The organism is Macrococcus psychrotolerans, assembly GCF_038095555.1.
GTDB classification, from domain to species: domain Bacteria; phylum Bacillota; class Bacilli; order Staphylococcales; family Staphylococcaceae; genus Macrococcoides; species Macrococcoides psychrotolerans.
In genome coordinates, this window is record NZ_CP124591.1 from 1147687 (window position 1) to 1169974 (window position 22288).

A 22288-nucleotide genomic window follows, 5' to 3' on the forward strand; every position below is an offset into this window, starting at 1 on the left:
GCTCCTTAATAATCAAGGATTGCCTGTCTATGTCGTGCAATACTCTCTTTCAACTGCTCTAAATCATTGCTCTGGAATTCATTTAATATCTCTTTTGCCAGTTCAAACGCAACCGCATGTTCACAGACAATGGATGCTGCAGGTACAGCACAGCTATCACTGCGTTCGATTGAAGCCTGATATACTTCTTTCGTATCGATATCAACAGATTGAAGCGGTTTATACAACGTCGGTATAGGTTTCATTACAGCGTTCACTATAATCGGCATCCCATTCGTCATGCCACCTTCAAATCCCCCAAGATTGTTAGTCATTCTAGAGTAGCCGCTACCCTCTTTATAGCTGATTGGATCTTGTACTTTAGATCCAGGTAGATGCTTCATATCATATCCTGCACCGAAACCCACAGCTTTAAATGCATTGATACTGATGACAGATTGTGCAATTTTACCATCCAGCTTGCGATCATATTGCACATAACTGCCAAGACCGACTGGCACGCCGTCAGCAATAACCTGTACTTCTCCACCGATGGAGTCCCCATTTGACTTTGCTTCGTCAATTTTATCACGCATCATCTGTGCCACTGTTTCATCAATGCATCGAACATCATTTATGTCATTTTTCTTCTTAATTTCATCCAGAGTATATTCACCATTATCTCGTGCACCACCAATCTCTATGACGCGTGAATAGACACTTATCCCTAAAGATTCAAGCAGCACTTTACACACTGCACCGACAGCAACACGTGCAGCAGTCTCACGAGCACTGGATCGTTCCAGAACATTACGTAAATCTCTATGACGATATTTCATACCACCAACTAAATCCGCATGACCCGGTCGCGGCTTTGTAATCTTACGTTTATCCGGCGTCATTTCTTCACCTTCTTCTACACCCATAATCTTAAGCCAATGTTTATGATCATCGTTAATCACTTCGATTGTGATCGGACTGCCGAGTGTAATGCCATGGCGTACACCTGATGTAATTACGACTGTATCCTTTTCAATCTGCATACGACGGCCACGCCCATAACCACCTTGACGTTTGAACATCTCTTTATTAATCATGTCACTTGATAACTTCATGTTCGATGGAATACCTTCAATAATCACAGTTAGTTTCGGACCATGTGATTCTCCGGCTGTTAGAAATCTCATATTAAAACCTCACAATATATAATAAGTATTATTATAACGCACTTACAATGATATTTATAATCAAAAAGAAAAAGGTCAAGACAAATATGTCTTAACCTAAGTATTTAATCGTTTTCGATTTAGTACACCCAAGCAGATGTCACTAAGTCATAGGATAAAATTTCTTCTTCTTTAAACCATAATGCGATTTCTTTGTCAGCTGATGCGACTGAATCTGAACCATGGATGATGTTCTTACCAACAGTCATACCAAAGTCTCCGCGAATTGTTCCAGGAGCACTTTCGGCAGGGTTTGTTTTACCTACTAATGTACGTCCGATTTCAACAACGTTTTCACCTTCAAGTACCATCGCAAATACAGGTCCTGAAGTAATAAACTCAACTAATTCGCCGAAGAATGGTTTTTCGCTATGCTCACCGTAATGTGTTTTAGCTAAATCCTCTGACACCGTCATTAATTTAGCACCTACAACTTTGATGCCTTTGTTTTCAATACGTTTTACGATTTCTCCGATAAGACCGCGACCTACACCGTCAGGTTTAATCATTAAAAATGTTTTTTCCATGGTTATCCCTACCTCTTTTAATTTAGTAAATCCTTAAACAGTTTAACATTGTAAGCGATTTCTTACAATTACTAATAAATACGTTTCAACATTTTTTCATGAATTTGTACTAAATAGCTTTTGATGTTACTGTCAGGCAGTTGATCTAGATGAAATTTCGCTTTATCACCGTACTTTCTGCTCAATACTTCCGAAGAGTGTACGCCATGTCGTTTCACCTGTTCAATGATAAAATCAAATACCGCTTCATCTGAAGCTTGCTGTAATTGCATTACACTTTGTTCCAGTCTGTAATCCTCACGCTGATTTAATACATCAATCGCTGCTATAAGCGGGTAGGTGACGTGTCCATTTCGGATGTCACTTCCTACCGGTTTACCAAGTGTCGCTTCATTACTCGTATAATCCAGAATATCATCAATAATCTGGTAGCTCATACCAATGCAGTGACCGAACTGTTTGATATGATAGGTTGTATATGAATCAAGATTCGTACTCACGGCTCCTAGATGACAGCTTGCTTCAATGAGAATTGCAGTCTTACGATTAATGCGTCTTAAATACTCTGTGAATGTAATGGGATAATTAAAGCGATCTGCCATCTGATCAAATTCGCCGAAACAAACTTCTAATATTGTTTCACTGAATATTTGATGATACTGTGAATCCTTAATTTCTGCAATATTTTCTAATGCACGAGCCAATAAGAAATGTCCTGTTCGAATTGCTGTGTCCTTGTTAAAAGCCATATGCACAGAAGTATTACCTCTACGTTTGTCACTATTATCTATATAATCGTCATGAACAAGGCTTGCCATGTGTATAAGTTCCAGTGATACAGCTGTACGAATCAAATGTTCTTTATCACCTTTAGCTAGAAATCCGCTTAACAGTACAAACATCGGTCTCACGCGTTTACCGCCAGAATTTAATATATGCTTAGATGCATCGGTGATCACTGTAGATTCACTTTGAATTAACGTCTGTAACCTCTGTTCAACTTCAAATATATATGGTTGTAAAAATGCTTTATAACTCACAGCAATCATCCATTCTAGTTTTCTTTTGGTTTGTATGCGAGATGCATCGCGCTTACGCCACCTGTAAAGCCTTTGAATTTAATATGTGTAAAGCCCGTTTCAGCCATTAAATGCGCTAACGTGTATTTATCCGGGAATTCAAATGCACTTTGCTGTAACCAGCTGTATTCTTTCATTGATTTCGCGAAAACTTTACCAAAGAAAGGCATAATGTATTTAAAATACAGCTTATATCCTTGTTTAAATACTGGCATCGTTGGATGACTTGTTTCTAAGACTACAATCATTCCTCCAGGTTTTAATACACGATACATTTCTTCTAAGCCTTTCTTATAATCCGGCAGATTACGTAATCCAAAACCAATTGTCGTATAGTCAAATGTATTGTCTTCGAATGGTAAATCCATCGCATTACCATGAATAAGATTAATATTAGCAATATGATCCGTTTTTTTATGTGCGACACTTAACATGTTGTCACTGAAATCCAAGCCTGTAACGTGGCCATGACTACCTACTGCCTGAGACATCTGTATTGTCCAGTCTCCTGTGCCACAACATACGTCCAGTGCTTTTGCGCCCTTTTTAACTTTCATTTGTTTCATCGTATATTTACGCCACGATTTATGCTGATTGAAACTTATTATATCGTTTAATCGATCATATTTCGTTGAAACATTTTGAAAAACATCATGTACTAATTCACTTTTTTCTTGTCCATTTAACTGTTTACTCATAAGCCACCACTTTCTCATCATTCATATAAGGTTGTACAAACATATAATGAATTTCCTGATCTATTTCTGTTAATTTATCTTGTTCAGTTATCGTTAAACGTAATTCTTTCAATTCATTAATACGCGTGACACATCGCGTTAAAACTTTAAAGTCATCTTGTAAAAACGGCTGTGATAAATAGCGATAAAATAACGCACTTAATATGTCAGTAGATAGCACAAGCCTGTCTTTATTATTATCATTGATCACACTTTGCATACGCATACTTGTATCAATAACAACGATTGCACTTTTAACATTGTCATCTACTTTAAGATTGCTCACAATATCAATGATTTCCTGCTCAAAATTGATCATCTGAAAATATGCATATCGTTTTTTTAGCTCTTTAATCTGATTTTCTAGGTTAACTAAATATTTCATTGCCATACCTCAATTTTTGTCCTTCCATTATTATAACGATAATTCATAAAAAATGGTATAAGAACAAATAAAAAAAGCCCATAGTGGGCTTTAGATGCATTTATTTCACTGCATCTTTTAATGCTTTACCAGCTTTGAATGCTGGAACTTTGCTTGCTGGGATTTCAATCTCATCACCAGTTTGCGGATTACGTCCTTTACGTGCAGCACGTTCGCGAACTTCAAAGTTACCGAAACCAATTAATTGTACCTTCTCACCATTAGATAGTGATTTTTGAATTGATTCGAAAACAGCATCAACTGCTAAACCTGCTTCTTTCTTAGTTAAGTTTGCACTATCAGAAACTGCATTGATTAAATCTGTTTTATTCATGTCAATTCACCTCCCCAACATTATGTAAATGATATAAAATATCATTCTGTTATGACTTTAACACAATAAACGTTGTCACTGCAACGGTTATTGTATATTATCAACAATTTTTTAGCGTTGTACGGTTTTGAAAACGGGTTCATTCTTATCATCTACAGTATAAGGTACTGAATAGGCAGGTAATATTGGGTTGTCCTGATAGAGAATATATCGGATATCCTCCCCTTGTTTTACCTGATGTTTCTGTAGTGCACGACCAAGATCAAGAGAGTAATCTATCTTAAATTCGTTCCCCCCGTTGATATAAATAGGTAATGCCTCGCCCGAATAAGGGCTCTTCACTGTCGGGTATTGATCAAGACCGTATTTCTTATAGTTAATTTTATAAAGGTTTGGACCTATCTTCTTTCCTAATGCCAATTCATTCGATTTCGTCTCGAGTCGAATTCTTAAATTTTTTAAAGTATCTGATGTTCTTAGATCTACAATCATCACTTTAGGATTTTTATCTACGTCCATCATCACATACTGATAATAGCCACCCATTTCAAATGATGAGCCTGGTAACTGCGAAAGATATTTTGGTTTTAACTTTCCAAAATCAACTGGATGCTTTAAATAGATTTCATAAGTCTGATCTCTATCTTTCAGTGGTAGCAATCCACCGGTATCCTTCTGATAACTTTCAACAGCATTTTGAACCATGTTCAGCTGATCTTGAGGTGCGACTTGATTTTGTTCAAGCGCTTCTTTAGGATACATGCATCCACTGAGCAGCAAAGAAACCAGTAATAATAATAAAGATTTACGCATAACTAGAACCACCTAACACGACAAACATGAGCAGTGCACTTATAAGCAATGCTGCATATGCAAGAAACGTAACAATCATATTCAATGGTTTATTAGCAATCTTAAACCTTGCGAGATAAATAAGCATCATTGCAAGAAGCATTAGCCCAAGCGAATAAAATGATACCCACATTAAATCCATTCTAGAAATATTAAACATAGTCTACCTCTATTCGTTCGTTTTTTCTCTGTTCATCAAATTCCTAACTCCTTCATTGACATCAAGACCTTCAAACAGCACCTTATATAAGGATTGTGTGATCGGCATCTCAACACCAAATGCTTGTGCCATTTCGTTTGCAGCTTGTGTCGTACGGACTCCTTCAACGACCATACCCATTTGTGCCAGCGCTTCCTCTAGAGAAGCACCTTTACCCAGCATATTGCCACATTTCCAGTTTCGTGAATGTACTGATGTACATGTCACAATCAAATCGCCAATCCCTGCAAGCCCAAGAAATGTTAACGGATCTGCTCCCATCTTCGTTCCAAGGCGTGTGATTTCAGCGAGACCACGTGTCATCAAGGCTGCTTTAGCATTGTCTCCATAGCCAAGGCCATCTGTTATCCCTGCTGCAAGTGCGATAATATTCTTAAGCGCACCTCCAATTTCAACACCAATCAAGTCATCATTCGTATAGATTCTAAAATACGAATTCATAAAAATATCTTGTGCAATCTGCTTAATCTGTTTGTTGTCACTTGCTACAGCCACCGTTGTCGGATCTTTGAAGTGCAAGTTCTTCAGCATGACTCGGCCCACTCAGAACACCGACACCTTCAAACTTCTCAGGATCCATCTCTTCGGTTATCATTTCAGAGATTCTTTTAAATGTTATAGGCTCTATCCCTTTAGAAACATGAATAAAAATTTTCTTTTCATCCGCAACCTCATTAATCTGCTGCATGACTGAACGAATCGCTTTCGTAGGAACAGCTATTATGATTACCTTTGCATGCAGTACTGCTTGCTGAATATTTGAAGTCGCTTGCAATGCATCGTGCAGCTGAATCTCTTTAAGATACTTTTCATTCGTATGATGCGTGTTGATTTCATCAACGGTAGCTTGGGTCTTTCCCCACATTAAAACGTCGTGCTGATTCTCTGAAAGTACATTCGCTAGTGCAGTACCCCATGAACCTGTACCGATTACTGAAACTTGTAGCATACAATCACTCCTAATTTCTCTTTCTTGCAATTAAATGTAGTGGTGTTCCTTCGAATCCAAAGGCTGCACGAATTCTATTTTCTAAAAATCTTTGATAAGAGAAATGCATCATCTCAACATCGTTGACGAAGAATACAAAAGTTGGTGGCTCAATCGCAACTTGTGTCGTATAGAAGATGTTTAATCGACTGCCCTTATGTGTTGGTGTTGGATTCATTGCAACAGCATCAGTGATCACTTCATTAAGCGTACTGCTTTGAACTCGTTTACGATGGTTTTCCCCTGCCATATTAATCAGTGGGAATAATGTATTCAGACGTTTGCGTTCCTTTGCAGAAACAAAGGCAATCGGTGCATAATCTAAGAACTGGAAGTTTTCACGCACTTTATCTTCAAACTTCTTCATCGTTTTTGAGTCTTTCTCAACAGTGTCCCATTTGTTTACAACGATAACAATAGCTTTACCTGCTTCATGGGCATATCCAGCAATCTTCTTATCCTGTTCAATAATACCTTCTTCAGCATCGATAACAACCAGCACAACGTTAGAACGTTCGATTGCTTTCAAGGCACGTAATACAGAATAACGTTCTGTTGCCTCATATACCTTACCTTTTTTACGCATTCCAGCTGTATCGATCATCACGTATTCCTGATCCTCAAAAGTGTATACCGTATCTATTGCATCTCGTGTTGTACCTGCGACTGGTGATACGATAACACGCTCTTCACCAAGGATTGCATTGATTAAACTCGATTTCCCCACATTTGGTCTTCCTATAAGAGAGAATTTGATAACATCATCATCATAATCTTCTTCCTGCTGCTCAGGGAAGTGCTTTGCCGCTTCATCCAGCAAGTCTCCAATACCTAAACCATGTGATCCAGAGATCGGAATAGGCTCTCCAAATCCTAATGAGTAGAATTCGTATATATCTGCACGCATTTCAGGATTATCAATCTTATTGACACCTAATACAACAGGCTTGCTTGATTTAAATAATAGTTTTGCCACGAAATCATCTTCATTCGTAATCCCGTCACGTCCATTCACCATAAAGATGATAACATCCGCTTCCTCAATCGCAATTTCTGCCTGAGCACGAATCTGCTCCTGGAAAGGCTCATCACCTAGCTCAATCCCACCTGTATCTATAATATTGAATTCATGTGTCAACCATTCTCCGCTCGAATAAATTCTATCTCTTGTAACTCCGGGTGTGTCTTCTACAATCGAAACACGTTCCCCGACGATTCTATTAAAAATTGTAGATTTCCCTACATTTGCACGACCTACAATCGCTATCGTTGGTTTTGTCATTTTATCTATCCTCTCAAATAATATCCCTATTATTTTAACATAGTTTATCATTTATTAATATTTAAAAAAAAAGAGACAAGGCAAGCGCCATTGTCTCCTTAGAACTCTATTAAAGATTTAAGTTTTTAAGTTTGTCTCCAAACATATCTCCAAGTGTTGGAGCATCTTGATTCTCTTGATTTGAAGCATTGCTCAAGTATGTAGTATCAAAATCTTCTACTTGTTCTTGAGTCGCTTTAATTGAAAGACCAATACGTTTCTCTTCTTTGTTGATATCCAGAATCTTCACTTTAACCTTTCGACCTGGTTCAAGGACTTCTGATGGATTACCGATATGTTCGTGACTAATTTGAGAAATATGCACAAGGCCTTGTAATCCTTTATCAATTTCAACGAAAGCTCCAAAGTTTGCTAGACGAACAACTTCTCCATCAACGATGTCTCCGATACTAAACTTCTCTTCAATCGTTTCAAACGGCCCAGGTAAAGCAGCTTTAATTGATAAAGAAACGCGTTCTGCTTCTTTGTCGACGCTTAATACTTTAACCTTAACTTTGTCGCCGATAGACAGAGCATCTTCAACCTTATCGATATGATCATGCGTAACTTGAGAGATATGTACAAGACCATCTACTTCACCGATATCTACGAACGCTCCGAAGTTTGTAATACGTAAAACTTCGCCTTCGATTACAGAACCAACTTCAATTTCATCAAGACGTTGTTCTTTTTTCACTTTGTTCTCTTCAGCTTCGATGGCTTTGTGATTTAAGATTACACGGTTCTTCTCCTGATCTAGTTCTTCAATCTTTAAAGTTAATACTTGACCAACGTAGTTTGAGAAGTCTTCAATATAATTCGTAGAAATTAAAGATGCCGGAATAAATCCTCTTAGGCCTACATCAACAACAAGACCACCTTTAACTGCTTCTTTAACTTCTGCTTCTAGCGTTTCATCATTTTCGAACTTTTCTTTTAATGATTCAAATGATTCAGATTCATCTAGTTGACGTTTAGATAAGATGTAATGACCATCTTCCTCTTTATCTTCAATCTTAGTAACAAACGCTTCAATCTCATCGCCAATTTGAACGACTTCTTCAGCATTGTCAATATGTAGACTTGAAAGTTGACTGATTGGGATGATACCATCATATTTTGCACCATCTAAGTTAAGAACGACATGTTTCTCTTCAATCGCTTGTACCGTTCCTTTAACCTTGTCTCCTTCTTGAATTTCTTTAATCATTGCTTCGTTAAATTCTTCTGTCATTGTGGATTCCTCCTTGAAATTACAACTAGTGTTATTATAAACTTCTTACAAATCGAGCTGAAAGTCAAGGAATACGCTTTTTACATTGCGCTTTTTGCTAATTCAATAATCTGGGCTGTCACTTCTTCTATTGACTTTCCCGTTGTATCAATTTCAATAGCATCCTCTGCTTTTGTGAGCGGCGAGATTTCACGCGTCATATCCAGGTGGTCACGACGTTCAATATCTCTTTTCAATTCTTCGAATGTTGAGGCAATCCCTCTATTTCTGTTATCAATCAAACGACGTTCTGCACGTTCTTCTACAGAGGCTACCATATACACCTTTAATTCAGCTTCAGGAATAACTTTCGTTCCAATATCTCGACCATCCATAACAACACCTTTATGCGCTGTCATATTCTGCTGAAGATTCACAAGTTTCGTTCTAACACTTTCAATACTAGCAACCCTAGACACATTTGATGTAACATCGTGCTCTCTAATTCTATCGCTGACATCACTTCCATTGAGATAAATGCGCTGACCAGATCTATTGATCAGCTTCAAATCTATATGCTCAACCAACTTATCGATTTCTATTTCAGGCTGCTCTAAATGTGCGAGTGTAATCGCACGATACATCGCCCCAGTATCCACATAAATCATGCTTAATGCTTCAGCGACACGCTTAGCAATTGTACTTTTTCCTGCTGCTGCAGGTCCGTCTATTGCGATATTTATCTTATTCATTTATATACCTACCTTGTTGTTTAATCTTAATTATTCTATCATAGAGCTATATCAATGTATATTGGAGGACTAAAATGAAAAATATTCTCGTAATGCATACAGGTGGAACAATCAGTATGTCTGAAAATGCGCAGGGTGTCGTCACAACGAATGACACAAATCCTATGTCAAATATCGAAATCATTCAGTCGATTGCAAACATTACTGAAAAACACCCATTTCAAATCCCCTCTCCTCATATGACCCTTAAACATATGAATATATTAAGAAAATCAATTATCAATGAAATATACGAAGAAAACTATGATGGTATCGTCATCACACATGGCACTGACACACTCGAAGAAACAGCATATTTTCTGGATTTGACCCTCAACGTTTCAATTCCAGTAATCTTAACCGGCGCGATGCGTTCATCCAACGAAATCGGGGCAGATGGTCTGTATAACTACATCTCCGCAATACGTACAGCTTGCCATGATGATGCCAAAAACAAAGGCGTGCTTGTTGTGTTTAATGATGAAATTCATACAGCTATGAACGTAACAAAGACCCATACATCAAATACAAGTACTTTTCAAAGTCCAAATTACGGACCACTTGGTATTATCACGAAAAACAATATTTATTTCCATCATCATCCATTAACACATCCCCCGCTGGTTAAAGTCAATGAAGCGATTAAAGTTGGACTCGTAAAAGCCCATAGCGACCTAGACTCAGACTTAATTAAATTCTTTGCTGATCAGGAATATGACGGGCTTGTTATAGAAGCGCTTGGACAAGGAAACTTACCGCCTTCTTCATTAGACGGCATCCAACATCTAATCGATAAAAATATCCCGATTGTCATCGTATCCCGATGTTTCAATGGAATTGCAAGTGGTAACTATCAGTACGAAGGTGGCGGGTATGAGCTACAGAAGATGGGTCTCATATTCTCCAATGGACTTAACGGTCAGAAAGCGCGTTTAAAACTTATCGTCGCAATAAGTAATGGCTTAAATGATGCTCTTCTTGACGATTACTTCAAACGTTAAAAATACGCGGACAAATTATTGTCCACGTATTTCTTTTTTTATAATATCATCAGCTATCAGTCCGCCGTGAAATTTTCCGTTTTCAATGAATATCGTATTCGCGTCATTTCCTGCTGCGATCACCCCTGCGATATATAAATTGTCTATATTCGTCTCCATCGTCTCTTTGTCATAGAAAGGTGCTGTCCCGAATTCATTTGTTATGAGTTCTATCCCCATATCACTTAAAAACGTGTAGTCCGGGTGATAGCCAATCATTGCAAAAACAGTATCATTTTTGATTGCCATTTCTCCATCAGGGGTTTGAATGATCACTTCAGAATCATTGATAGAGGTTACATGACTATTAAAATAGAGTTTAATTTTTTCATGATTAACAAGGGATTCATAAAGAGGTAATATCCAGGGTTTCACACTCTTAGAATATGTATCGCCGCGATACACAGCTGTCACTCGTGCACCAGCTTTTTCAAGTTCGATCGCAGCGTCAATTGCAGAGTTTTTACCACCAATGATCAACACATCCTGATCAAAATAAGGATGGGCTTCCTTGAAGTAATGCTGCACCTTATCTAAATCAGCACCCGGTACATCTAATGTATTCGGCTGCCCATAATAACCTGTCGCAACTGTAACGTAATTACATTTATAGTGTGCTTTAGTTGTCGTGATGATAAATTCGTCTTCATGCTTCTCCACTTTTAGAACTTCTTCGCCAGAATGAATCTTTAAATCATGATATTTCACTACACTTCTGTAATAGACAAGTGCTTGGTTTCGATGCGGCTTATGTTCTTCAACAATAAACGGAATATCACCGATACTCAATTTTTCACTCGTCGAGAAAAAAGTCTGATGTGTCGGATAATTGTAGATTGCTTCGACGACATTCCCTTTTTCGATGATAATATTATCTATGCCTTTCTTTTTTTGCTCTATACTTGCTGATAATCCACATGGACCAGCTCCAATTATAATACTTTGTACGTGTTTCATTTTTTTCACCTTTCTTAAATAAAAAAGGGCTCAAAAGAGCCCCCTCTAGATTTCGTCATGTTCTTGTATATCGAGAATCTTAAAGCCATTGTTTTTAAGATACTTTGTAAACTTCTTAATATTTTTACTATCTTCAACTTTAACAATCATTCTTCGATGCATCTTATCTGTTTCGTCAAACGTTACAAAAGAAATAGCATTTAACTTATACTTCTTCAATGCTGAAGCAAGACGCATGATACGCCCTTCTGCATCTATTGATGTAATGGCAATGCGCACACCTTTTTGATTCATTCCAAATGCAGATTTAAACTGCTCCATAACATCAAATCGTGAAACCACGCCTAAAAAATCGTTGCGTTCATTGATAACACTTAAAATCGGAAAATCTTGTAATGTTAAGAAAGACTCTTCGAATAGCGCATCATCTTTAACACTATATTCATCAAGAGGAAGGATATCCTTAATCTTTGTGTTTTCAATGAATTCATCTCTTAGTTTGGGTGTCTTCATAAAGAAGAAATGTCTAAAGATGCTATAACGTGTCGCTGTGCCAATATATTTTCCTGTTTCAACAACAGGCATCCCGTCAATACCATGGTGTTCAAGCTTGTCAAGCACACTCTTAACCGTGTCATCTGGACTGGCAACATAACATTTTTCTTTAGGTATCATTATTGACTTTAAATACATAGTACCGCCCCCTTTTTTTATTTTGGTATAACTAACGTTTGTCCTTGTGAAAGATTATTGTCTGAAATACCATTTGCCTGTCTTATCTTTTCAACATTTTCTGGAGAGCCATTACCATAGTATTTAATCGCTATTCGGTAAAGATTCTCTTTAGCATTAACGACGTGTGTCGCCTGCGCCTGCTGATTGTCAGACTGGTTATTATTTGAAGCAGCTGATGATTGTGATGCATTGTCTGTTTGTGATGCATTATCCTGAACTTCTGCTGTTTTTTCTTCGGCTAATCTTGCTGCTTCTGTTTCATCAGCAGCTTTTTGTGCTGCCAGACGTTCTTGTGCCGCTTTTTCCTGTGCTGCTTTTTCCTGTGCCACTTTTTCCTTAGCCGCTTCTTCCTTAGAAGCTTCTTCCTTAGCTGCTTCTTCCTTAGCTGCTTTTTCTGACTCTGCCTCTTCAACAGTCTTATCCTTAGCTTTGTCTGTTTTTTCTTCAGCAGTTTTCTTCTTGTCGTTCGTTGCTACTTGTTCTGTATTATTATGTTTATTATCACTTTGAGAATTGATATAATTTGCAAGCAGCAACATAATTGGCAGTAGTATTAAAATCGCAGCAATCAGTGGAATAAATTTCTTAAGTCCACTATTATCCTTATCTTCTTGCTGTTTTCCATTTTCAGGCTTTTCTTCGACAGTCTTTGCATTTGCTTTATTTACTTTTGCAGCCGCTCCTGCTACCCCTGCTGCACCAGCTGCTTTTTTACTGTTAGAGACTTGTTTATTAGTCTTTTGATTGTTATCTCTTTTGTTGTTTTTCTTAGCGCCAGCGCCAATAGTTCCTGCTTCTTTGTTATCGTTAGTATTGTCTTCACGTTTCTTTCTTTCTTGTGAACGGCTACGACGTGAGACTCCACGAGGCGGAAAAATATCTTCTTCAGTTTCTTTTTTTCCTTCATATGTTTCTGAACTTACTTCTTCAGTTTCAACCGTCTCTTCTTGTTGTCTTTCGATCTTTTGTTTATTCTTTTCAAATTCATCTTTAAAATCATTTTTTGACACGTTTATCCACCCACTCATCAATTTATAGTCTATTCTTATTATAGACAAACACTATTGCTTTAGTAAAGTATTACAGCTATAAAAATAACCTTTCTAAAATTAATGCCACAGGCTCAAGTTGAATACTTTTAGTAATATTTTCATATCTTTGCAAATCTGTCACTTTGCACTTGTGACACTGATTACGTTCATAAAATTCATCTGAATTTATCGAAGATGTCCTCAACATGCCGGAAAGTTCATGGTGGAGACAATGATTGCTATGCACATACGCAAGCATCTTTGATAATAACTGCTGTTGCTCATATTGATGCGCCTTTAATTTATCAGCGATAATGTTGTTAGCAAACTTGCGATGAAAAATATCAAGCTTCTCTTTCTTTTCCGCATCATAAATATTTTGCAGAGTATAATTATGTAGATCGCTTGTGTCAATAGCGTCTAATTCGAGCAGTCGTGACGCTTGTGCGATATCATTATTATTATATAGGAGTATCGATTGACAAGAGTGATGATCTCTTCCTGCGCGACCAATCTCCTGAATAAACTGAAGGATTGATGCTGGGATGTGATAGTGAATCACCGTACGGATGTTTTTCTTATTGATTCCCATTCCAAAAGCACTGGTTGCACATATTACATGTACTTCATCTTCCATAAACCGACTCTGTACTTCAGTACGTTCACTATAGGTCATATCTGCATGATATCTATCCACAATAAAATCCTCAGAAAGCGCCTCGTATAAAGCATCACATACCTTCTTCGATGAGAAATAGATAATAGTAGGTCCACTTTCTTTAAGTACTTTTTGTAGAAATATGAGCTTATCATCTTCACGCACTTCATATTTATACAAGTACATATTGTCCTTATTTTTGAGAAAATCATGTACTTTCAATGGCCTTCCGATAATCTCCTCAATATCATGAACAATCTTTTTTGTTGCTGTAGCTGTTAGAGCGATTACCTGTGCATTATGTCTATCAATCACTTCATTCACAAGCAAGTAATGAGGACGGAATTGAAATCCCCATTGAGAAATGCAGTGTGCTTCGTCCAGTACAATATGCGTGAACCTTATGCGAGAGAATAATGCTTCTGCAAGTTCACTTTGTAACCATTCGGGAGAACAATAAATAAATTGATAGCTATCAATGCGATGCGTAATTATCGAAAGTTCCGCACGTGATAGACCTCCATGAATAGCTACAGCATCAATTTTACTCATCTTCAACTGCATCACCTGGTCCTCCATCAAAGCAATTAACGGGGTGATAACGAGCGCTTTTCCGTCGGTAAATACAACTGGCAGCTGAAACGTGATTGATTTACCACTTCCAGTAGGCATCAGTGCTAATACATCTTCATTATTCAATATACTATCAATTATTATTCTTTGTTCCTCATTTAACTTTTTAATCCCAAAACGCTTATTTAGCAAATGTTCAATCGACATGATCGTTCCTTTCCATCAGACTGGCGTATATAATACCAATCTTCAGTTTGAAATAATCTTTAACCTCTGAATGCTCATAAAATGATTTTAGCTTTCCATATGTTAACTGACTATAAAGATGAACAATTGCCTGCAGTTCATCCGCGCTAATAAAACGTGAAATCTCCACAGGATAATCTTTAATCATCATTTCAATAATATGGTCCTGGATAGTATGCTCTCTTAAACGAAGCAAACGAGCAGTTTCATCGATAGTATAGCTATTTATCAGCTGGTACGTTCTTGCCGTATTCTTATGTAAGGGCACCTTGTAATAAAGATGATTTAATAGATGGAATGATTCATTTCGAAGCAAATGCAGTATATAGTTTTTCTCTGCCAATAACATAAATTTCAAATGAGATGTTTCAACATTTAATAGTCGTGCCAATTGTTCATCGTTTCTTGGATGTATATCATGGCCCGTTATTTTATATACGAAATAGCTATGTTTAAATTTATCTTGCACTAAAGTTACAAGTTTAAAGAAATCTAGCTGCAGAAGGTTGAAGTCTTTAGTTTTCGCCCGCCTTATAACTTCTTTAACCTGCGACTGTACAATCAGGTTGTTAGAGACTGGCACAAACCTATTTGTGCCATAACTCATTTCTGAAGATGCCTGAATAAGTAGACATAACGTCTCAAAACTCATCTCAGATGCAAGGTAAAAATAAGGGAAAAGCATGTACTCTCGTTGCTTATCATTGTGACTTAACATACTTGTGAATGCTTCAAAAGGATAGCCTGGTGCAATCTCGTAAACAGGTAAAAGATGCTGCATAGAGGCGTCAAAATATGTCTGCTGCGTTCTTGCTCCGGTTACAATATTCCATAGACTTTTTATAGATTTATCTTCACGATAATGTGTACGTATGTAAGTTGATATAGAATTCATAAGCATCTCCTGAATCTTTTTGTTGAAAAACCATTAAACAATCACTAAAATAGTTATGTACATTGTTTATATATTTTATCATGAAATTGGTGGGAGGCGAAAATTTTGGCAGGTAAATATACAATTGTTGATATGGATACATGTATTGCATGTGGTGCTTGTGGTGCTGCAGCTCCAGATATATATGATTACGACGACGAAGGTATTGCTTACGTAATATTAGATGACAACCAAGGGACTCAAGAAATACCTGAAGAACTTGAAGAAGATATGATCGACGCATTTGAAGGTTGTCCTACAGACTCAATCAAAGTGGCAGATGAATCATTTGATGGTGACGCACTGAAGTTCGAATAATATAACAAACCCGGACTACTGTAGAAAATAGAGATTATTTTCTGCAGTAGTCCGGGTTGTTTTTATCTGGTTTTAGGCAGTACATTGAGCAATATAATCGATAATATCGCGAGTAGTATGCCTTTGATAATATTAAAAGGGATGATGCCGGCTGTAATAATTACCTTTAAGTTATTAGAGATATCAGTGAAATTCATTATCATACCGTAAAGCGGTAATAATACGAAATAATTCATAATACTCATTACCATCGTCAATACGATTGTTGCACATAAAAATCCAACGATTAGTCGTTGCTTTCTCCCTTTAGTTACTGCATACAATGTCAATATCAATGATGTCCCTGCAAGAAAATTCGCAACAGGCCCAATTGGATCTGTCATATTCATCAAGAAATTTAGCAAGTTTTTAATGACTTCGACTCCAATCGCTCCAAGTGGTCCAACAGTGAAAAGTGCGATAATTGCAGGAATATCACTTAAATCAATTGTGAGATAGGGTGGTAAAAATGGTAACGGAAACTTTAAAAACATAAGTAAAAAAGCAACCGCACTTAATAGACTCACCGTAATGAGTCGTCTTGTCTTATTAATCTGTGTCATTTCCTTCTCCTTCTATCCATCTTACAAAGAGGAGGAAAACCTCCATCTTCTCCCATCCAGACTGTACTGTCGGTACTGGAATTTCACCAGTTCAGCTGAGTAATCAGGTCGCGGACTGTAACCGCCGGTTCGGAATTACACCGACCCCGAAGATGAATGATATATTTTTTATAGTATATATCTTACTTGTTATTCTTTGTATCGTCAACTTTTGGGATTGAGATAACAAATGTTGTGCCTTTGCCGACCTTGCTATCCACATTTATACTGCCATGATGACCTTCTATAATTGATTTGACGATAAATAATCCTAATCCGGTACCATGTTTACCTCTCGTCCTAGCCTGATCCACCTTGTAGAAACGTTCAAATATATTATCGATATGTTTCGGCGCAATACCCACACCTGTATCAGAAATACTGATGATGAGGTTCTCATCGTCTTCATCAGTATGAATACTAATTACATCTCCTGCAACAGTATAGCGTAGTGCGTTATCAATGATATTGGTAATCACCTGAATCATCTTATCATAGTCTAACCAAGCTTTAGAATGATGCCTATAATGAGTTTGAATGTCTGTCTCATGTTTCTCGGCCACATGTTTGAAGTTCATTATCGTTCTTTCTATCAGCTCCTCTATGTCAGTAGCTTCTAAATTCAGAACTTGTTCACCGGCATCAATTCTAGCTACATTCAGCAGTTCATTCACAAGACGATTCAGACGCTTTGATTCGTCAAGAATAACATTTAGAAATTCATCCACATCAGACTTTTCGCTGACAATACCATCTAGAATGGCCTCCGTATATCCTTGAAGCATTTGAATCGGTGTTCTCAGTTCATGAGATACATTTGCAATAAACATCTGTTTCATTTGATCAATCTTCTTCTCTTCAGTCATATCCCTAATGATAGCTACAGCCCCATTACCTTGTTTTATTTCTGGGTTGTCGACTGGAGAAACAATGAGCACATAGTGCTTATCTTTGGTTGTAATTTCATTATATACCGTATCTTCCGACTGCATCACTTTATTCACAGTATCACTCAAGGCTTCAATCTGCAGTTGGTTGATGTCATCCAGAAATTTCTCTGCCATTGGATTTTGAAGCTGCTTCTCTAGATGCATATTGAAACTCAGCACGCCATCCTCCATTGCATTGATTAATCTGTCCCTCAAATTTCTTTCAGAAGATATCCTGTTCATGTTCAAAGTAATATCTTCTTCCATCTTATTAAATGCAAGAGCAAGTTCTCCAATTTCGTCACGTGATTGAACCTTGATTTTCTCATTTCGCTCACCCCGTGCAAGTTTAAACGCCGCTTGCTTCAGATGAATTAATGGTTTAGTTATACGTGTAGACAAGAAAAATGCAAATATTGTCGTCAAAATTAGCAGCACGAGTGCAACTAAAAATATGATGATTGCGATGTAGTTGAAAGCATCGGATATCGTATTGGTATCTTGATAAATAAATATTGCGCTTCCATTATATTCAAATGCCTGAGAAGGGTATCCTACGAGCAGATATTCATGTTTGCTGCCCTGATAATTGACTTCGATTGACTGAACAACAGTTTCATCTTTTTTATACACAGCATCAAATGCTTTGTTCGTCTGAATTTCTTTTAACATCAATGCTTTTAACGGATCCTCAATGTTCTTATGTTGATCCTGTTTATTCGTAATCAATATCAGTCCAGCAGGGTTTTCGATCAGTTCTTTCACATAGTTCATTGCATCACTTTTGTCATGCCGACTCATAAGGACGAGTTCAACTTTTTCTGCCTGTTGCTTTAATGCATGTGCAGATTCACTCATCAAATAAGCATTAAAAAAGCTCATCAGTGCAACCGATAATATAATTAAAACTGTGGTTACTATAAACAATATAGTTAACCACAGTTTAATAACGACACTATTGATATATTTCATCAGTCTCTGACCTCAAATTTATATCCTACACCCCATACTGTATGAATCATATCTGCAGCATGTGGCGATACTTTGTTCAATTTTTCTCTTAATCGCTTCACATGTGTATCAACTGTTCGTAAATCACCATAAAACTCATAATGCCATACATCTTTAAGCAGTTGCTCACGATCAAATACTTTATCTGGACTCTTAGCCAGAAAAAGTAATAGTTCATATTCCTTTGGAGTTAAATTAACCTCCTTATTATCTGCAAGCACTCTATGTGCATCATTATCTATCACTAGTGAATCAAAAACGATCAGATCTTTCGCATGCGCTTCCTGTTGTATGAACATTGTTGATTGCGAACGTCTTAAAATTGCCTTTACGCGTAGTACAACCTCTCGTGGAGAGAACGGTTTGACGATATAATCGTCTGCCCCAATTTCAAAGCCTTCTACGCGATTATGTTCTTCTCCTTTTGCAGTCAGCATAATAACAGGCGTAGATTTCTCTTCACGTAATCGTTTGCATACTTGGATACCATCCATACCAGGCAGCATGATATCTAGTAAAATACAATGAAAATCTTCACTCAGTGCAAGCTCGAGCGCGCGCTCTCCATCTTCCGCTTCTACAGTTTCATAGCCTTCTCTTTCTAGATACATCTTAGCAAGCTTTCTAATTCTATCTTCATCATCAACTATTAAAATCTTTTCTTTCATATTATGCTCACCCTTTCATTATGCATAGGAATGGAGACCTGCAATGATTAGATTCACCGCAATCACATTAAATAAGATGATACCGAGACCAATAACGGCAAGCCATGCTGATTTTTTACCTTCCCAGCCCTTTCCTAATCTTAAATGTAGGAAAATCGCATAGAACAAGAATGTAATTAACGCCCAGACTTCTTTAGGATCCCAGCCCCAGAATCTACTCCATGCAATCTGCGCCCAAATACTCGCAAATAATAATCCTCCAAGAGCAAATAACGGAAACCCGATGATGACAGAACGATAACAAATTTCGTCCATTAATCTCAACGAAACTTTATTAGTCAAAGGTTTGATGACTGAAAAAATAGTTCTGCGTGCGATGAGTCTGATTATCCCATAAAGGATAGAACCGATGATGATTGACCACACGACCGTATTTAATTTCTGTGCATTGATTACAGGTGGTAATTCGATTCCTGTGTCAAAGCGTTTAACTTCTTTATAGCTTTCTTTCGTCCCATCAACTTTAACAACTGGTGTACTATCCTTGAATGTAACTAATCCTGGTAAATGGTATTCAGCAACTGCATTCATGCCATTTTTATCTTGATAGAAATATTCTTCCTTATAATCAACAATACCTTTCATTACAATCGTTGTTAATATAAATGCTAAAACTAATACGATAAAATACATGACTACCTCAAGCCAGAATGCGTCTTTAGATTTCTCTTTCGCATCAACATATCTCAGAAGATAGATCAATCCCGCCACTGAGCTTACAGAAAGAATGCCATAGCTGATAGTTACAGTTATAACGTGTATCGCAAGCCAGTTACTCTGTAACGCTGGAATTAACGGTGATACTTCTCTTGAAAACATACTTGCATAGACGATAACAAGCATCGCAATCGGTAAAGAGAAGAGTGCAAGTATCGGTGTATGATAGATATAATTGATAACTAGAAATCCGCCTACCATCATAATCCCGAACATCGTTAAGAATTCATACATATTACTTACTGGTGCGTGGCCTGAAGCAATCCATCTTGTGATAAAATAAACAAGCTGCAATGCAAAACCAATCGTTGTTAATAAGACACCCATATTTTCGTAGCGTTTCGATTTTGCTTTAATACTTGCTGAAAAAGGTAAAATCGCTATTAAATATAGAATAAATGCTGCGTATAAAGAAGTACTACTAAAATTTAATAAAGTTTCATTATTCATTCTTATCCTCCACCTCATACTTATCATTTACTTCTTGTAAATGATGTTTATGTAACATCGTATCTATCTCGCGTTTAAATCCATAATAGTTTCTATTCGTATGAGCTGCGAGCGTCCCTTCATTCGTATTAATCCAGATTCTACGATGATTAATATAAGACCCTATTGCAAGTCCAAATAGGAAAATTGTAAATCCTACAAATAATATAGGAAGTGTCAGATCCTTCTTGACCGTTAAATACGTTATTGTTTTATTCGTCGCGCTGACAAATTTAACATCATACTGATTATCTTTCGATATATCTTGTGATGATCGGATTTTTAGCAGGCTGTATTCTGATTTTTTCCCATCATTCACTTCAAAGACAAATCTTTGGATTGTTCGGTAAAGGAGATTTTGTTGCTAGTGCTCCATTCTCCGTAATTTTATCAAAATCAGGTGCATAGTTACGTAGGTGCACATTCAACGTATCACTGATTTTATAATCATCTTTCGGATTATCGAGCTTGACCTCAAAGTTTTTTCCGATTTGCTTACCTTGTTTATCTTGTACTTTAAAGAGCATCGTTTCTAACTGCGACTGATCAAAACTATTCTGATAGAGTGCAAACTGGTCAAACTTTACTGGATGGTTCACGCGAATACTATCATCTTTTAGTTTTACAAGTTCCGGTTTACTACCAATAACTGATGAATCAGATTTATTCTCAAATAGCGTAATTTTTGATTCATAGTTTTTAGCAATTTTATTCATTGTCGCATCAGCTGATTTACTGTTTGTATTCGACATTGATTCTTTATCATACTGTTCAAAGATAAATTGATTATTTTTTATGTAATACTGATTTTCAGTACCCGGAATGACTTTCGTCTCTCCTTCTCCAATACCTACGAATTCATCTACATAAAACATCGGTACAAAACGCAGCATTGCTCCAGCAAGCAGAATTATTAGTCCAGTATGATTGATATATGGCCCATATCTACTGATTCTTCCTTTTTCTGCAAGAATGAAACCTGCTTCCTCACGCACTTTATATTTATTGTCCTTCAATGTCTCAATGAGTGACATATCTAATCTATCATCGTGCAAAGTGAGTCTTTGACGTTTAAAAAATGACGGATGTTTTTTTACTGTCTGTCTCGTCAGCGATTTATGAAGCGGTATACCTCGATCGATACTTGCTGCGATAATTGAGAATGCAACAAGCGCAAGTAAAATTAAGAACCACCAGGAGGTATAAAGATTATCAAAGCCTAATCTATAATAAATCAGTCCAAGTGTTCCATATTTGTCCTGATAGAATGTTGATGGATCTTCTCCGACCGGAATAAAATACTGCTGTGGAAACATCGTCCCAATTGCAGAAGCAATTACCGTCAATACAAGTAGTATAACTCCCGTCTTTACAGAAGCGAAAAAGTTCCACACTTTATCTGCCAATGATTTATGTTTCGTCTTACTACGGATGGCCTGTCCATCATAGCGCATTATATCAGCGATTTTCTTCTTATCATAATTATCGTTGATTAAGCGACCACAATTTTGACAAAGCTGTGTACCTGGCGGATTAATATGTCCACATGTACATTGAATTGATTGGTCTTTCATTTAATACTGCACCCCT

The 22288-nt window shown here is 37.1% G+C and carries 24 protein-coding genes, 1 pseudogene and 1 riboswitch; of the genes and pseudogenes, 2 read left to right on the forward strand and 23 right to left on the reverse strand.

What is annotated here, in order from left to right; genetic code table 11:
• Window positions 1-5: 5 nt before the first annotated feature.
• The 12 genes and pseudogenes from aroC to cmk all read right to left on the reverse strand — a co-directional run bounded on the left by aroC (window position 6) and on the right by cmk (window position 9652).
• The gene (gene aroC, locus QA539_RS05800) at window positions 6-1166 is read right to left on the reverse strand and encodes a chorismate synthase (protein ID WP_419894952.1); all 1161 of its coding nucleotides are present in this window, start codon (window positions 1164-1166) and stop codon (window positions 6-8) included.
• Window positions 1167-1285: 119 nt separating this feature from the next.
• Window positions 1286-1732 (reverse strand): nucleoside-diphosphate kinase, encoded by a 447-nt coding sequence (gene ndk, locus QA539_RS05805; protein WP_219491789.1) that lies wholly within the window; start codon window positions 1730-1732, stop codon window positions 1286-1288.
• A 71-nt stretch (window positions 1733-1803) separates the two neighbouring features.
• A complete protein-coding gene (gene hexs-b, locus QA539_RS05810; RefSeq protein ID WP_219491791.1) occupies window positions 1804-2781 on the reverse strand; it encodes a hexaprenyl-diphosphate synthase large subunit in 978 nt (325 codons plus the stop codon).
• Window positions 2782-2786: 5 nt separating this feature from the next.
• Complete coding sequence (locus QA539_RS05815; protein WP_283722118.1) at window positions 2787-3509, reverse strand: demethylmenaquinone methyltransferase; 723 nt, start codon at window positions 3507-3509, stop codon at window positions 2787-2789.
• Window positions 3502-3933, reverse strand: coding sequence for a hexaprenyl-diphosphate synthase small subunit (gene hexs-a / locus QA539_RS05820; RefSeq protein WP_219491796.1), 432 nt, complete (start codon window positions 3931-3933; stop codon window positions 3502-3504). Before hexs-a ends, QA539_RS05815 begins: the two co-directional genes overlap by 8 nt.
• Before the next feature lie 100 nt (window positions 3934-4033).
• Window positions 4034-4306, reverse strand: a complete 273-nt coding sequence (locus QA539_RS05825; RefSeq protein WP_041636009.1) for an HU family DNA-binding protein — start codon at window positions 4304-4306, stop codon at window positions 4034-4036.
• A 111-nt stretch (window positions 4307-4417) separates the two neighbouring features.
• Complete coding sequence (locus QA539_RS05830) at window positions 4418-5119, reverse strand: hypothetical protein (protein WP_419894953.1); 702 nt, start codon at window positions 5117-5119, stop codon at window positions 4418-4420.
• Window positions 5112-5318: a DUF2768 family protein gene (locus QA539_RS05835; protein WP_219491800.1), complete on the reverse strand. Its 207-nt coding sequence runs from the start codon at window positions 5316-5318 to the stop codon at window positions 5112-5114. Before QA539_RS05835 ends, QA539_RS05830 begins: the two co-directional genes overlap by 8 nt.
• Window positions 5319-5327: 9 nt before the next feature.
• Window positions 5328-6327, reverse strand: a pseudogene (locus QA539_RS05840) (NAD(P)H-dependent glycerol-3-phosphate dehydrogenase).
• A 10-nt stretch (window positions 6328-6337) separates the two neighbouring features.
• The gene (gene der / locus QA539_RS05845; RefSeq protein ID WP_219491805.1) at window positions 6338-7648 is read right to left on the reverse strand and encodes a ribosome biogenesis GTPase Der; all 1311 of its coding nucleotides are present in this window, start codon (window positions 7646-7648) and stop codon (window positions 6338-6340) included.
• Between the two features lie 109 nt (window positions 7649-7757).
• Complete coding sequence (gene rpsA, locus QA539_RS05850; protein WP_419894954.1) at window positions 7758-8921, reverse strand: 30S ribosomal protein S1; 1164 nt, start codon at window positions 8919-8921, stop codon at window positions 7758-7760.
• Window positions 8922-9001: 80 nt separating this feature from the next.
• Window positions 9002-9652: a (d)CMP kinase gene (cmk, locus tag QA539_RS05855; protein ID WP_219491811.1), complete on the reverse strand. Its 651-nt coding sequence runs from the start codon at window positions 9650-9652 to the stop codon at window positions 9002-9004.
• 74 nt (window positions 9653-9726) lie between these two features.
• Here cmk and QA539_RS05860 point away from each other — a divergent pair, with 74 nt between their 5' ends.
• The gene (locus tag QA539_RS05860) at window positions 9727-10692 is read left to right on the forward strand and encodes an asparaginase (RefSeq protein ID WP_099483520.1); all 966 of its coding nucleotides are present in this window, start codon (window positions 9727-9729) and stop codon (window positions 10690-10692) included.
• Window positions 10693-10707: 15 nt separating this feature from the next.
• On the opposite strand, the gene QA539_RS05865 is transcribed toward QA539_RS05860, so the two are convergent.
• The 5 genes from QA539_RS05865 to QA539_RS05885 all read right to left on the reverse strand — a co-directional run bounded on the left by QA539_RS05865 (window position 10708) and on the right by QA539_RS05885 (window position 15826).
• Window positions 10708-11688 carry a YpdA family putative bacillithiol disulfide reductase gene (locus QA539_RS05865; RefSeq protein WP_120785594.1) on the reverse strand — a complete coding sequence of 327 codons (981 nt, stop codon included), beginning with the start codon at window positions 11686-11688 and terminating at the stop codon, window positions 10708-10710.
• A 45-nt stretch (window positions 11689-11733) separates the two neighbouring features.
• Window positions 11734-12381, reverse strand: a complete 648-nt coding sequence (locus QA539_RS05870) for an HPP family protein (RefSeq protein WP_219491817.1) — start codon at window positions 12379-12381, stop codon at window positions 11734-11736.
• 17 nt (window positions 12382-12398) lie between these two features.
• On the reverse strand, window positions 12399-13433 hold the full coding sequence (locus QA539_RS05875; protein WP_419894955.1) for a LysM peptidoglycan-binding domain-containing protein: 1035 nt from the start codon (window positions 13431-13433) through the stop codon (window positions 12399-12401).
• A gap of 76 nt (window positions 13434-13509) precedes the next feature.
• Window positions 13510-14892, reverse strand: a complete 1383-nt coding sequence (locus tag QA539_RS05880) for a RecQ family ATP-dependent DNA helicase (RefSeq protein WP_419894956.1) — start codon at window positions 14890-14892, stop codon at window positions 13510-13512.
• Window positions 14882-15826, reverse strand: coding sequence for a helix-turn-helix domain-containing protein (locus QA539_RS05885; RefSeq protein ID WP_419894957.1), 945 nt, complete (start codon window positions 15824-15826; stop codon window positions 14882-14884). The genes QA539_RS05880 and QA539_RS05885 overlap by 11 nt, the downstream gene beginning before the upstream one ends.
• A gap of 132 nt (window positions 15827-15958) precedes the next feature.
• Here QA539_RS05885 and QA539_RS05890 point away from each other — a divergent pair, with 132 nt between their 5' ends.
• Window positions 15959-16183 carry a ferredoxin gene (locus QA539_RS05890; RefSeq protein ID WP_041636407.1) on the forward strand — a complete coding sequence of 75 codons (225 nt, stop codon included), beginning with the start codon at window positions 15959-15961 and terminating at the stop codon, window positions 16181-16183.
• A gap of 62 nt (window positions 16184-16245) precedes the next feature.
• On the opposite strand, the gene QA539_RS05895 is transcribed toward QA539_RS05890, so the two are convergent.
• From QA539_RS05895 to resB, 6 genes are all read right to left on the reverse strand, one after another.
• Entirely contained in the window at window positions 16246-16776 is a 531-nt protein-coding gene (locus QA539_RS05895; RefSeq protein WP_241427513.1) for an ECF transporter S component, read from the reverse strand.
• Window positions 16777-16825: 49 nt separating this feature from the next.
• Window positions 16826-16943: riboswitch (FMN riboswitch) on the reverse strand.
• Between the two features lie 24 nt (window positions 16944-16967).
• Window positions 16968-18725 (reverse strand): ATP-binding protein, encoded by a 1758-nt coding sequence (locus QA539_RS05900; RefSeq protein WP_419894958.1) that lies wholly within the window; start codon window positions 18723-18725, stop codon window positions 16968-16970.
• Complete coding sequence (locus QA539_RS05905; protein WP_219491832.1) at window positions 18725-19432, reverse strand: response regulator transcription factor; 708 nt, start codon at window positions 19430-19432, stop codon at window positions 18725-18727. Before QA539_RS05905 ends, QA539_RS05900 begins: the two co-directional genes overlap by 1 nt.
• An 18-nt stretch (window positions 19433-19450) precedes the next feature.
• Complete coding sequence (ccsB, locus tag QA539_RS05910; protein WP_219491835.1) at window positions 19451-20659, reverse strand: c-type cytochrome biogenesis protein CcsB; 1209 nt, start codon at window positions 20657-20659, stop codon at window positions 19451-19453.
• The gene (locus tag QA539_RS05915) at window positions 20652-21017 is read right to left on the reverse strand and encodes a cytochrome c biogenesis protein ResB (protein ID WP_419894959.1); all 366 of its coding nucleotides are present in this window, start codon (window positions 21015-21017) and stop codon (window positions 20652-20654) included. Before QA539_RS05915 ends, ccsB begins: the two co-directional genes overlap by 8 nt.
• Window position 21018: 1 nt before the next feature.
• Window positions 21019-22272, reverse strand: a complete 1254-nt coding sequence (resB, locus tag QA539_RS05920; protein ID WP_419894960.1) for a cytochrome c biogenesis protein ResB — start codon at window positions 22270-22272, stop codon at window positions 21019-21021.
• Window positions 22273-22288: the final 16 nt, after the last annotated feature.